Source organism: Enterococcus sp. DIV1083b, assembly GCF_051713705.1.
GTDB classification, from domain to species: domain Bacteria; phylum Bacillota; class Bacilli; order Lactobacillales; family Enterococcaceae; genus Enterococcus_D; species Enterococcus_D casseliflavus.
The window spans coordinates 2,673,749-2,687,289 of the sequence record NZ_JBIOQJ010000001.1; the positions used below are offsets into that span (position 1 = coordinate 2,673,749).

At 43.5% G+C, this 13,541-nt stretch carries 9 protein-coding genes; 4 read left to right on the top strand and 5 right to left on the bottom strand.

Annotated elements, in window-relative coordinates; all coding sequences use genetic code 11:
• Positions 1 to 85: 85 nt before the first annotated feature.
• The 4 genes from IGI69_RS12515 (at position 86) to add (ending at position 5,262) form a co-directional block, all read left to right on the top strand.
• A complete protein-coding gene (locus tag IGI69_RS12515) occupies positions 86 to 2,017 on the top strand; it encodes an ABC-F family ATP-binding cassette domain-containing protein (protein WP_438740998.1) in 1,932 nt (643 codons plus the stop codon).
• 99 nt (positions 2,018 to 2,116) lie between these two features.
• On the top strand, positions 2,117 to 2,839 hold the full coding sequence (locus tag IGI69_RS12520) for a C39 family peptidase (protein ID WP_438741000.1): 723 nt from the start codon (positions 2,117 to 2,119) through the stop codon (positions 2,837 to 2,839).
• Positions 2,840 to 2,987: 148 nt separating this feature from the next.
• Positions 2,988 to 4,094 (top strand): alanine dehydrogenase, encoded by a 1,107-nt coding sequence (ald, locus tag IGI69_RS12525; protein ID WP_081116086.1) that lies wholly within the window; start codon positions 2,988 to 2,990, stop codon positions 4,092 to 4,094.
• A 151-nt stretch (positions 4,095 to 4,245) separates the two neighbouring features.
• On the top strand, positions 4,246 to 5,262 hold the full coding sequence (gene add / locus IGI69_RS12530) for an adenosine deaminase (RefSeq protein ID WP_438741001.1): 1,017 nt from the start codon (positions 4,246 to 4,248) through the stop codon (positions 5,260 to 5,262).
• Positions 5,263 to 5,330: 68 nt separating this feature from the next.
• Here add and IGI69_RS12535 read toward each other — a convergent pair whose 3' ends face one another.
• From IGI69_RS12535 to IGI69_RS12555, 5 genes are all read right to left on the bottom strand, one after another.
• A complete protein-coding gene (locus tag IGI69_RS12535; protein WP_438741004.1) occupies positions 5,331 to 6,098 on the bottom strand; it encodes a histidinol-phosphatase in 768 nt (255 codons plus the stop codon).
• A gap of 272 nt (positions 6,099 to 6,370) precedes the next feature.
• Positions 6,371 to 7,354, bottom strand: coding sequence for a LacI family DNA-binding transcriptional regulator (locus IGI69_RS12540; RefSeq protein ID WP_438741006.1), 984 nt, complete (start codon positions 7,352 to 7,354; stop codon positions 6,371 to 6,373).
• A 285-nt stretch (positions 7,355 to 7,639) separates the two neighbouring features.
• Positions 7,640 to 8,479, bottom strand: a complete 840-nt coding sequence (locus IGI69_RS12545; protein ID WP_438741008.1) for a sugar phosphate isomerase/epimerase family protein — start codon at positions 8,477 to 8,479, stop codon at positions 7,640 to 7,642.
• Positions 8,451 to 11,123: a beta-galactosidase gene (locus IGI69_RS12550; protein WP_438741010.1), complete on the bottom strand. Its 2,673-nt coding sequence runs from the start codon at positions 11,121 to 11,123 to the stop codon at positions 8,451 to 8,453. Before IGI69_RS12550 ends, IGI69_RS12545 begins: the two co-directional genes overlap by 29 nt.
• A 193-nt stretch (positions 11,124 to 11,316) precedes the next feature.
• Positions 11,317 to 13,527: a helix-turn-helix transcriptional regulator gene (locus IGI69_RS12555; RefSeq protein WP_438741012.1), complete on the bottom strand. Its 2,211-nt coding sequence runs from the start codon at positions 13,525 to 13,527 to the stop codon at positions 11,317 to 11,319.
• Between the last annotated feature and the right edge of the window lie 14 nt (positions 13,528 to 13,541).

Genomic DNA, 13,541 nt, shown 5'->3' on the forward strand with positions numbered 1-13,541 from the left:
TCGCCGTTTCCCTTAAAATATGATAGACTTGTAGTATTGTAACCTTGATACAGACAAGTTTCTTAAAGATAGGAATGACATACACATGATTTTATTACAAGCCAACCAAATCGCCCGTCTTTTCGGAGCCGAGGTTTTATTTGAAAATATCCAATTAGAAATTGCCAGCAATTCCCGAATCGCGCTTGTTGGGCGCAACGGTGCTGGTAAATCAACGCTACTGAAAATTATTGCTGGACTCGAAAGTCCTGATAAAGGAACGATCGCTAAAAACAAGACCGCTACGATGGGCTACTTAGCTCAAGATACCGGACTTGATAGTCAGGCCACCGTATGGGAAGAAATGCTAGGAGCTTTTGCAACGGTTCGGCAGATGGAGCAGCGCATGCGTACCTTAGAGATCGCCATCTCCGAAGCAGATCCTGCTGCTGACTCTGGCAATCTCCTGAAAGAATACGACCAATTGCAACATGAATTTGCAGAAAAAAACGGCTATGGCTATGAAAATGAAATTCGCTCCGTCTTGCACGGTTTTCAGTTTGATCCTTCTTTTTACACGCAAGCCATCAATACCCTTTCTGGTGGTCAAAAAACCCGCTTGGCATTAGCAAAAATGCTACTGCAAAAACCTGATATCTTGATCCTCGATGAACCGACCAACCATTTAGACATCGAAACGTTATCTTGGTTGGAAAACTATCTACAAGGATATGCCGGTGCGTTGCTGATCGTTTCCCATGACCGTTACTTCCTAGACAAAGTCGTCAACGAAGTCTACGAACTGAGTCGTCAAAAAATGCGCCACTACAAAGGCAATTACAGCCGCTATTTGACCCTGAAAGCGGAGCAGCTGCAAAGTGAATGGAAAGCCTTTGAAAAGCAGCAAGAAGAAATCAATAAACTGGAAGACTTTGTTGCCCGCAACCTTGTCCGTGCGTCTACCACCAAACGCGCGCAAAGTCGCCGTAAGCAATTAGAGAAAATGGATCGGCTGGATCGCCCGCAAGGAGATGAAAAATCCGCCCACTTCCTTTTTTCTATTGAAAAGCCTTCAGGAAATGTTGTAATGCAAGTAGAAAATGCCGCTATCGGTTATTCTGAAGAAGAAGTTTTATCGGCGCCCATCGACTTAGATGTTCGGCGCAAAGATGCGATCGCTTTAGTGGGACCGAATGGGATCGGCAAATCAACCTTACTGAAATCGTTGATTCATAAAATCCCCTTTATTCAAGGAAAGGTGCATTTTGGCGCCAATGTCTCAATCGGGTACTATGACCAAACTCAATCCGATCTGCATTCAACCAAAACGATCCTCCATGAGCTTTGGGATGACCACAGCACCACACCTGAAGTCGAGATTCGCAATATATTAGGCAGCTTCTTATTTTCTGGAGAAGATGTTGAAAAGCCGATCACGCTATTAAGCGGTGGCGAAAAAGCCCGTGTCGCTTTGGCAAAATTAGCCATGGACCATGACAATTTCTTGATTTTGGATGAGCCAACCAACCATTTAGACATCGACAGCAAAGAAGTCTTAGAAAATGCGCTGATCGATTATGAAGGCACTTTGTTCTTCGTATCTCATGACCGCTACTTTATCAATCGAATCGCCACCAAGGTCGTGGAACTGTCTGAAAACGGCAGCAAGCTCTATCTCGGCGATTACGATTATTATTTAGAAAAGAAACAAGAAGAAGCTGAGATCGCAGCAATGTTGGAAGCAAAAACAACCGAAACCACCCTCTCAGCGGGCAAGCAAACCTTTGTCCAAAGCAAGGAACAGCAAAAAGCCGTTAGAACCTTACAGCGAAAAGTCACCCAAATCGAAGAAGAGCTTGCCACGATAGAAGAAACGATCCAGCAACTGGAACAAGACATGACCGCACCAGAAGCGTTGAATGATCATGTAAAATTGACCGCGTTGAATCAAGCGTTAGAACAAGCCCGCACTGAACAAGAAGCCCTATTAGAAGCATGGGAAAATACTAGCTTAGAACTAGAGGCATTTGAAAGTTGATCGTGGAATCGGTCTGTAGGCCGATGACAAGCGCCCCCTCCTTTGTTTTACTTAAAGAACAGGATGAATACGTACGATTCGTAAAACAAGGAGGGAAAAATGCAAAAACAGACAGATGTTTATCGAAAGCGTCGGCCAATGATTGTTTTAGCAGGATTGGTGTTGATTTGGATAGGGTTCAATCGAATCTCTCATCACGTGTTGTACGGAGAGTTGTCCGAACACGTGTCTACCGCCGTTGCCTATGATGAGAGTTATGACGACGAATATATTTACTCTCAAGCTATTTTTAGTGATGACATCAATGCTTATTTATGGGAAATGGACATCACGACACCGATTTTCTTGCAGACGAACGAAGAATGGGCCGATAGATCCTATGGCAATGACGGCAGCCAAACCTTAGCAGAAAACGGCTGTGCGATCGCTTCTCTTGCGATGGTTCAATCCTACCTTGAAGGCTATCCCATTTCGCCACTGGAAGTCCTTGATTGGGCAGGGGATCATTATTATGTTGACGGCCAAGGAACGGACTGGCGAATTTTTTCTGACTTTGCCGATGCAAACGGCTACAACTATTATGATCTCGGCACAGATCTAGCCAGCGTTGAAGCCTACTTGCAACAAAATCATCCCGTCATCGTTTCTGTGACTCCAGGGGAATTTACAGATGGCGGCCATATTATGGTCTTAGGTGGAATGATGGACGATCAAGTGTTTGTCTTAGATCCCAATGATGATCCAGAAAAATCCCATTACGCTATCTATTACACACTAGATGAAATCGCTAATCAAAGCTTACGCTTTTGGACCTTCAGCTGATTGATCAAAAAAAGTCCCCTTTCGGGGCTTTTTTCTTTGTCGTGGCGTAGGCAGCAACTGGATCTTACTTTTTTAATAAAAAAACCATTTTTTCTCCCCTTGGGAATCCGCTTTCTATTATAATGGAAGAAAGAAAGGTGTGAAGTCTATGAAAATCGGTATCCCAAAAGAAATCAAGAACAATGAAAATCGTGTGGCATTGCCGCCCTCGGGAGTCTATGAGTTAGTCCAAGACGGACACGAAGTCTTCGTTGAACAAGGCGCTGGTGCAGGATCAACCTTTTCTGATCAAGCGTATCAGGAAGTCGGCGCTACGATTACTACCGTTGAAGAGGTTTGGGCCTCTGAATTGGTTATGAAAGTCAAAGAACCTTTACCAGAAGAATACCCCTTTTTGCATGAGGGACTGGTTTTATTCACCTATTTCCACGTAGCCGCCAATCAACAGCTTGCTCAAGCATTGATCGACAGCAAAGTGATCGCTGTTGCTTATGAAAACGTCCAGCTGGCGAACGGCACCCTGCCTCTGCTATCGCCTATGAGTGAGATCGCTGGAAGAATGTCTGTTCAAATCGGCGCACAATTTCTCGAAAAAATATATGGCGGAAAAGGGATCCTGCTTTCAGGTGTTCCCGGCGTCCGTCAAGGTCGGGTAACGATCATTGGTGGTGGCGTTGCCGGTGAGAATGCCGCGAGAGTCGCCGTAGGTCTGGGCGCACAAGTAACGATTTTAGACGTTTCGATCCCACGCTTACAAGAGCTGGATCGACAGTTTTCTGGTCAAGTCCAAACCTTGTATTCCAATCGCTTGAATATCGAACGAACGATCCAATCCGCAGACTTGGTGGTAGGAGCCGTCTTATTGCCAGGACAAAAAGCTCCGTGCTTAGTGACCCGCGACATGGTGAAACAGATGCCTGAAAAATCTGTGATCGTCGATATTGCCATTGACCAAGGCGGAATTTTTGAGACCGAAGACAAAGTCACCACCCACGACGAGCCAACCTATATCCGGGAAGAAGTTATTCACTATGCAGTGGCGAATATGCCAGGTGCTGTACCACAAACGGCAACCATCGCATTGAGCATTGCCACCTTACCGTATGCCCAGCAGCTAGCGAACGATCCTTTAGCAGCGTTGCGAGAAAATCAGGCACTTGCCAAAGGGGTCATCGCCTATGAGGGCGCATTTACTTCAAAAGAAGCCGCTCACGATCTGTCATTGCCTTTTACCGATCTATCGGAATTGATTTGAGCCACTCTCCCACAATAAAAACAGCAGCCGCACAAGTAATTCGCGGCTGCTGTTTTGCTTTCTATGAGAATTTCCTTTTTTGGGTAGCATGGGCTTTGGAAGTATGCTATATTCATACTTAAAAAAATTCGACCTAGACAGGAGGAACACTGTGCTTACTCAACAACAAATCCAAGCATTTCCCAAAGTAGAACTTCACTGCCACCTCGACGGTTCCATTCGTCCAGAAACATTGATCGCCATCGCCAATCAGCAAGAACTACCGATCGAGCAAGACATAGAAGCTGTGAAAGCACAGATGCAAGCCCCCAAAGATTGTCATGACCTGAGGGATTATCTTCGCTGCTTTGATTTCGTTCGGCCGTATTTGCAAACACAAGAAGCGTTAGCAGCTGCCGCCTATGATGTGATGGAACAAGCCGCTCAAGATGGGGTCGCTTATATTGAGATCCGCTTTGCTCCCAGCTTATCGATGGACAAAGGACTCACTTGCAGCCAGACCATCCAAGCCGTGATCGAAGGCATCGCACGAGCAGAAGAACGCTACCCAATCAAAGGCAATGTATTGATCATTGGGATGCGTCAAGAAGACCTACCAGCTATTACGGCGATTTTTGATGAAGCGATCGCTCTTACCGATGAAAAAGTCGTCGGCATTGATCTGGCAGGTCCAGAAGAAGACGGGTACGTCCCTGATTTAGCTGCCAGCTATCAAGTGTTCCTCAAGAACCAAAGTGTCCAGCTGACCTTACATGCAGGCGAATGCGGCTGTGTGCAAAACATTTATCAAGCCATCGAAAGCGGTGCGCAACGGATTGGCCACGGCATCGCCTTAAAAGGAGATCACACTGTCCAAGCGTTTGTTCGAGAACAAAATCGCTGTATCGAAGGCTGTCCTACCAGCAATGTTCATACGCGTGCGATTCCCACATACTCGGCATACCCATTAAGAGAATGGCTGGAGGCCAAGGTCCCTTTTTGTTTGAACACCGATAACCGAACGGTCTCAAACACGACATTGACCAATGAATACCTGCAAATGGCTCATCATTGCGACATGTCCGAATCAGAGATGCGCTTCTTAAACGAAACTGCCGCTCAGCATTCCTTTGCGGAAGCTTCCGACAAAGCGGTACTCTTGAAAAAAATTCAAGAATGGCAATTCTAATAAACATGGACGCTAGTGATCCCCACTGGCGTCCATGTTTATTTCCAAAACGATCAACTCTCTTTCCTTCACGCAAAGAAGAGCCGATCGATCCGTGTTAACCCCAAGGCATCGATTTCTAAAAGAGCTCTTTCGTAAATTTCTGTATTCGTTAAAGCCACACTCTCGTGGGCATCGATCCCAATAATACAAGAGCAGCCGACTTCCTTGGCGATCTTCCAAAATTCAGGATGCGGATAGCCACCGTTCGTATAGCCTGCCAAATTATACTCCAACGGCAGCTGATACTCTTTGGCTTTTTCACATAGGCGGTAGGCAACTTCTTCACAATGAGAATCGAAGGTTTTATAGCCCCGCATGAACACATCTGGATGTGCCATATAAGCAAAGATCTCTGATTCGATCCCTTGTAGGGAGACTCGAAGATAATCTTTGATCGCTTTTACCGAATCCCCAGGTGTATGGTCGTAATAGTGATTGCTTTCGATTTCAGGAAAGTGATTGCCAAAAATCAAATAGTCGATCGACAGCCTTTCTTTCTCTGCAACTAGCCAAGGGATCATTGTTTCAAAATATTCACACTCTAATCCTAATTTCACATCGATTTGTCCTTGGTACTTTTCCTGTAAGCTTTTCACCGATGAAACGTAATCTTCCAATTGCGCAACATCCATCCGCATGGGCGAGACATACCCATCCTCAAAGGGCCAGGGACAATGATCAGCGAAGCCAATTTCCTTAAAGCCAGCTTGGATGGCTTTGATCACATAGTCTTCATCAGAATCCCGTGCATGTTTGCATCGAGTTGTGTGGGTATGATAGTTTGCTTTCCACATGGTTATTCACTCCTTCTTATTGCATTTAGGTTAATTTGTTTTTGTGATCGCATTTTAGGTACACTCTTCTTGAGGCGCTATCCTTCAAGCCGTTCGCTATTTTACAGAATCTTTTGTAAGCGGAACCATTTTTTCGAAAAATAGTACTAGCTATCAACACCTATCACTTAGCAACTTCCTCATTCTGGATTTATTCCAGTCCATTTCATTATAGAATTGCGGCTATCCCAAGACAATCAAAAGAAAGCTGCAATCGGTTGCTTCTTTTTCCATCACTTCCATTGAGTCGTTTCTCTTGGGACAAATGAATTTTTCAAGAGGACGTGTCTTGGTGCGGTTTTGTCTCCTTGTACCTCTTGAAAAAGTAGCTGGGTCGTCCAATCCACCATCTCCTCTAATGGTCGTGCGATGGACGAAAGCAAAGGGCTAGTACAAAGACAAACATTGGTGTTTTCATAACCAATCACTTGAATCGCTTCACCAACCTTTTTATCCAGTGAATGAAGGGAACGTAAAGCACAGGCTGCCAAAAAATCGCTTGCCGCAAAAATGCCATCGATAGAAGGCCATTGACGAAAAAGTTGATCAAAGGATGTTTGCGTGACATTTACAAAATCGAGTATGACCTCGTGAACATGGATCTCTGGGTATTGGTCCATCACTTGATAAAAACCAGCTGATTTTTCTTGAACGGAATGTAATGTCTTTGGTCCATTAATGAAGAGGATCTCGCGACAACAATTTTGGCTTAAGATCTGTGCTGCCAACTTTCCACCTGAGGTATTATCCGCAGAAACGGAGGATACTTCATCGCTAAGGACTCTACCCACACTCACTAGAGGTAATTTGAGAACCTTTTGCAACAACGGACCTTGCGTACAAAGGTTGGTACATAAAATTACCCCATCAATATTATTTGCGAGAAACAAGTTCAAAAAATAGGTTTCTCTTTCAGGATTCCCTTGTGTGGTACCAATCATCAAACTATAGCCTTTCTCAATCAGTTGCGACTCGATTCGGGTAATAAATTGATTATAAAAATCATTTTTCAAATCATAGATCAGCAAGCCTATCATCTTTGAGGAATTGTAATAAAAGGACCGTGCTAATTCATTTGGTACATAATCAAGTGCTTGAATTGCTTCTAGCACAATCTGCTTTGTTTCTTCATTGACATATTTTCTGTTATTGATCACTCGTGAGACGGTGGTCACAGATACATTGGCAAGTTTTGCCACGTCTTGCATGTTTGCCATTGGTTCCTCCTTTCGCTCTTTTACATGTCTCGTAAATATTAAATCCTTTTCCATTTGATCCATTATCCGAATGCAACAATCTAAAATACTTCTTTTTATTCTATAATAACAAATTTTACATCGTATTTTTTATTTTTATGAAAATAAAAAAGTTATTTAGATGAAATCTCATCATAAACAACTTTTCTATGCTAGATAAAATTTGCATTCAATGCCAGTGTTTTTTAAGAAAACAAGAAAACTACTCCCGTGTTCTCTTACACAATCATCTACACAACCCCCCAGCTAATTTTTTAAATCTAAGCCTTCAATCAACGCCACCGCACGATCGATCCCAGCACCTTTTGTTTCTTCTAGCACCACGTAACAGTATGGCTTATGTTTGATCAAAAGCTGTAAAATTTCTGGATACCGTATTTGTCCTTCGCCTAATGGGACAGGGATCACCTCTTCTCCCGAGAGTTCAAAATCCTTTAGGTGCAAGCAGACGATTTTCTCTCCGAAAAGAGTAAATGCTTCTTCTACCAATGCGACTTGATCAGCAGCCGTTTTTGCGGTGATCAAATTCGTTGGATCGTAAATGATCCCTAAATAATCAGAAGGAACACGTTCAATCAGCTCGGCGATGCGCTGATTCGAATACAGCGGATGATTCAGTCCGGCTTCGATCCCTACCATGATTTGATATTTTTCTCCCACTCGAACGAGTCGCTGGATCACATGGATCAAGTCTTCAAAAACCTCATCTGAAAAATTCTCTTCACTATATCCCAGTGCGGCAATGACTGAGCCTGTTTCTGAAGCCACCATGCTGGCACCAAAATAACGGGCATGGAATAAATAGCGCTCAAATTTCTGTAAGATTTTTTCTCGTTCCTCTGGTTCGGGATGAATCAAGTTACTATAACAACTTAACAAAGCGATTTGAACGCCTTGTTCTTGGAATTCATTCTTGAAGAAGGTCCCCATACCTGGATTCATCTTTTCAGGAGCACTTAGATCTGGAAAAGACGCATTCAAGGCAAACTGAACGTTTTTTATTTTCTTTGCACCTACCGCTTGTGCTAACTGCTTTGGTGTATATTCTCCTGAAAGGTCATGCCCTCGGATGGCTAAATGAATCATCTGACTCCTCGCTTTCTACTATTTTTTCCCATTCAATAATCAAATTTTCATAAGGTTCTAGCCTATGGTTCCCCCGCGCCAGCGCTTCACCTGATAAGCGTTCGAAACCGGGTAGATGTAAGGTAAAATCAGCTGTCGTCAGCCCTAAGTTACTGATCCAGAGTTGGACATGGGTCGCTGACTCTCGGCGATACTTCATCACACCTTCCGAACATTTGATCAACTGGCGCTCTGATTCATAAGGGAAAAGTTCTTTGCGACAAAATGACTGCCATATCAAACTGTCTGGTAAATTGCTAGGTAGCGCACCTAAATAGATGATCTCTCCTTGAGCCACTTGTTTCTTAGCTAGTAGCGTTTGGTCATTCCCTCGTCCGATCGTTTCCCAATCTTCTGGGCAGTGAAAAACTGTGACCAAATGATCTAAAGGTTCTTTTAGGCCGTCATAGGTTAGCTGATAAGTCAGTCCTTTCACCGTAAACTGCTGGATTTCGTCAAACCCGAGCCATTCTCCTAAACGATCTAAGCCATTCGTCGCTGGCCACGCCAGCTCTTTTGTCCGATCCCCCGTCATCGGGCCTAAAATCAGCTTGCCTCCTGCTTCAGTAAAGGCGGCAAATTTTTTCAACAAGGTAGGACTGATCCAACGAACAAATGGGGCAAGAACAACATCATACTCTTCTAACGGACTATTTTCCTGAATGATTTCTACACGAATCCCTTGGCGAATCAGACTGCCGTAAAATTCGGTAAACAGGCTGCGATAATCATAAACACCCCCATGATCAATCGTGTAAAAACGTTTCGAGTAATCCGAGTAGATAATGGCTATTTTTGCCGATACATACTTCGTTTCCGCTAAAAGTGGTGCGATCTGTTGTCTTAGTTCGCCAATCCGAACTACCTCTTCATACCCACGATATGGCTCTCCCCAAGCAGTTAACACGGCACTATGGGGTTGCTCCACACCATAGCGATGTCCACGAAAATGCCAAAAGCAGAAGGATTTCAAATTACCAGCATAGCCAATGAACGCTTCACTTGTGACAAACCCATGAGGACGAGGTGCCGCATAATTTTCAATATGACCTGCATTGGCAGTACAAGTTTCTAACAATAACATTTCCTTGTTGCGCGGTTTGACATTCCGCCAACGATCCAAGTTCATGGTATACGCTGGATAGTTGTCTGCCGGTGCATACGTATCAAAACCAGCAATATCTAAATCAGCAAATAGCTCATCATTTTGCAAGTTAAACCCAAAAGCGGAGTTATGGGTAATGGGTAACGCGGTCTCCATTCGGATAAAATGACAAAGATCATGCGCAAACTCATTCAACGTATCGGTGGTAAAACGGCGAAAGGCATTCATCAAGGAAGAATTATGCAAAAATGGGGTCGTTAGCGGCAAGACGACATCCTCAAATGCGTCATACCACTCACTCCACACCTTCGTTCCCCAACACTCATTGAGGTTGGTCACGGATTGATAGCTGTCTTTTAAATACGTATGCCAACGCGTTTGGCACGTCGTACAGTAACATAGATCGACATGACATTTAAACTCATTGTCCAATTGCAACATAACGACATTTTCATGTTTTTCGGCAATCTCAGCGATTTTTCTCGTCAAACGATAGGCATAACGGCGAAAGTCCTCGTTGTTTGTACAGACATGCTGCCTTGAGCCGTGATGCATCTTCGTTCCATCTTGGTTAGTGACCAATGCTTCTGGGTACTGTTTTGTAAACCAGCGGGGTGGGGTCGGCGTTGGAATACATAAGCAAACATCGATGCCATTTGCTTGGTACTGTTCTAGCGCACGTTCCAACAACGAAAAATCATATTCTCCAGGTTGAGGCTCCAAGTCACGCCACATGAATTCCCCAATTCTAGCAAAATTCATGCCCAACGTTTTCATCGTGTGACTATCACTTTGCATGATTTCTTCCGACCAGACTTCTGGATACATGCAGGCGCCGTAATAAATTTCAGGAAACAGTGGTTGCTCATGGAAAAACGCCTGTAGACGAATCGCTACATAGCGAGCGATCATATGCGCCCCGAGCTTTGAAAAGTGGGTATCATCTGCGAGACCTGCAGGATAATTGGGGTGCTCATTCGGTGCTAACCAAACAAAGAGTGCTTTGGAAGCTTCTAGTCCTAATGTGTCATAATAATGATAGGTATAGCGATTTAAATCAAACAAAACTACTTCTTCCGTTCGACTAAGTTCTCTTAAGACAGGTAAAAATGCTGACAACGTATGCGCCAATCGTCCCTCTTCTCCTACACGTCGTTCAACAGGTGTACAAAGAATCGGGATTCCTGCTTTTTCTTTGATTTGACGGATCATGTCTGTCAAATGAGCAATGTACGCCTCCATCGTGACATGGTTTTTCTCTTTTTGGTCATTATGTCCAAATTGCAGTAGGACGACTGTATTCGGTTCGACTTCTTGCAGGAGCTGCTCAAACAACCCTTCTTCGATAAACGAACGAGTCGTACTGCCGTTTTTTGCAAAATTGTGTACGTTTACTTCTGGGGGTAGATAGCTTGGTAAGGCTTGTCCCCAGCCCATCATTGGCTGTTGATCAAGGGGATAATCCGCCACGGTTGAATCTCCGCCTAGAACGATTTTCATTTCTTTTCTTCCTCCATCTATTTACTATCCGATTTCCAACAGCTTTGACAAGTCTGCTGGTTTTCTTGCTAAACTTAAGCTGTATTAGAAATCGCTTTCTTTTCTATTATACAAAACATTGGCTGACGAAAACATGGAAAAATCAGAGCAAAAGCTGCGAAAATACGAGCTTTTCCGCAGCAACCAACAGTGATCAGCTCTGACCTTTTCGATATTGTCCTGGGGTCATTCCCGTGCACTTTTTAAATAAACGATTGAAGTAACTGGGATTATACCCAAGGTTTTCTGCGATTTCATTGATTTGATGATCGGTTTCTAGCAACTGCCGTTTTGCTTCTACGATGCGAACATTGGTTAAATAATCAATAAAGTTGACCTGCTTGGCACGCTTGAACTCCTTACTCAAAAAGATTGGGTCTACTTCGAAACGATCCGCAACATATTCTAAGGAAATTTGTTCATTGCGAAAATCAGATTGGATGTACTCCGCTACTTTTTGGATCATTTCACTATAAGAATTAGCGACATTTTCTTGCCAGAGGATGGAGACGGGCTTTAAGAAATGATGGTACAAAAAGGCTTGGATCTGATTGATGTCTAAAAGTCGTTCGATTCGCTCTAACACAACCGTTTTCGATATATAATCCGTTCGTGAGACACCATTTTCATTTAAAAGGTAATCGACTTGATCATACAGTCGATTGACCACATAGATCACCGCAGCCTGTTGATTGTTTTCTGCCACGACCTGTTCCAAAAATCGCTGGACACTTCGTTGCAATTCTTCATGATAGCCACTTTTCAGCGCTGTTAAAATCAAATTTTCTTGCGAAAGAGAATACTTCGGCAGCGGGCGCATGTTCTCTCCTTGAAGCACTTGATTTTCGGGAATCAACCGTTGCAGATGGATTTGCTTTTTGAGACGTTGGGCAACTTCAGGCAACTTGCGAATCTCAGTTTCTTGTTGCGAACTAACGATGGTGACATAACGGCAGACGATCAAATTGATTTGCTTGGTGACCATCGTGAAGTAATCTGTCAGTTGCTGCTCTTGATTGACCACAAAAACCAAAATCCGTCCTTCATTTGACGAAACGATGGTTGATTCTGGGAAAAACATAGCTGTGACATCCGCTATTATGTTTTCTAACGCAAACAAAATGTGGGTTTCATCTTGGGAATTTGCTTGATTGCTTAATAGATCATTGAGTTGGAAATAAAACAAGCGATACCCTGGGTCACTTAAGCGCCAGTTTTTTTGCTGCAGTAATTGTTGCGATTCTTCCTCTGACAAATAGCCATAATACCCTTCCATCAAATGTTGGATCACTTGCCGCTTCAGCGAATCTTGAAAGCGTTCCGCCTGATTTTGTAGCAATCCTTTTTCCCGACTTAATTGTTGCCAACGGTCCACCAAAAACTCCAGATCGTTTTCTTTTTTCCATTGGGTATTACCAAAGAGCTGATCCATCGTTTTTTCAAAAGGTTGGTATTGTTTTTTTGCCAAAAAGAGACTCATGACTGCCACACAAGCAATAAAAAGAATACTTACGACGATCAGCACTCTAGCCAAATGAGTGACTGGCTCGGTAATCAATGCTAAGGGAACGACGGTATAAAATGTCCATATTTGGTTGAGTCGCGTACTGTTTACGGCGATCATGCTATAATCATTGCCATTGATCGATTCGACCCAGGTTCCTTGATGCTCCTCACTCAGCGGTTGGATAACATTCGCTAAGTTCTGATCGCCAATAAAACGAAAACTCTCATGATTAAAGGAAATCGCTGCGAGACCATTTTCAATTTGAGTATCATAAAAATACTTTAACAATGATTGCTCGTCGATCGTTGCAACTAAAAAAATTTTAGGCTGATCTTCACCTTGGCTATCAATGTTTTGTACAAAAATCAATTCATCCTCTTCTTCAATGATCTTCCACTGATACTGCCTACCATTATCGATCCGATAGCGTTCAAATGCTGTTTTGGTTTGCTCGAGCGTTAATTCATACGTGCCGCCACTTTCAATCCCAAAGGGCGCCTCTCCGAGCGAATAAATACCGATTCGATTGACATAATTGGAGCTATTGGTTAAGTAAAACAATTCTTCCGACAGCTGGATCAACGTCTGATAATTCGTCGTTTCCAATAAATCTTCTTGGTAGCGCCTTTGAAACGATTGCCCCCAAACGCTTAAAGTCACTTCCAGCTGCGAGAACTGTTGGTTGATGTTACTAACGATTCCTTCGACTTGGCGATTGTTTAGTTCTTGATACGATCGTTGTAATGGTCCGATCAAATAGGCATGCAAAAAGATTGCAACGGCTAATAGCGGCACGACGATCCATAGACTGGCTAGCTGCAGTTTTCGATGAAAACCGCCTGTTTTAAAGTACTTCATTCCCAAACACCCTT

What these genes read in the sequence shown, in the direction of transcription:
- IGI69_RS12515 (WP_438740998.1), top strand. Translation starts at nt 86, where the DNA reads ATGATTTTATTACAAGCCAACCAAATCGCCCGTCTTTTCGGAGCCGAG.
- IGI69_RS12520 (WP_438741000.1), top strand. Translation starts at nt 2,117, where the DNA reads ATGCAAAAACAGACAGATGTTTATCGAAAGCGTCGGCCAATGATTGTT.
- ald (WP_081116086.1), top strand. Translation starts at nt 2,988, where the DNA reads ATGAAAATCGGTATCCCAAAAGAAATCAAGAACAATGAAAATCGTGTG.
- IGI69_RS12535 (WP_438741004.1), bottom strand. Translation starts at nt 6,098, where the DNA reads ATGTGGAAAGCAAACTATCATACCCACACAACTCGATGCAAACATGCA.
- IGI69_RS12540 (WP_438741006.1), bottom strand. Translation starts at nt 7,354, where the DNA reads ATGGCAAACATGCAAGACGTGGCAAAACTTGCCAATGTATCTGTGACC.
- IGI69_RS12545 (WP_438741008.1), bottom strand. Translation starts at nt 8,479, where the DNA reads ATGATTCATTTAGCCATCCGAGGGCATGACCTTTCAGGAGAATATACA.
- IGI69_RS12550 (WP_438741010.1), bottom strand. Translation starts at nt 11,123, where the DNA reads ATGAAAATCGTTCTAGGCGGAGATTCAACCGTGGCGGATTATCCCCTT.
- IGI69_RS12555 (WP_438741012.1), bottom strand. Translation starts at nt 13,527, where the DNA reads ATGAAGTACTTTAAAACAGGCGGTTTTCATCGAAAACTGCAGCTAGCC.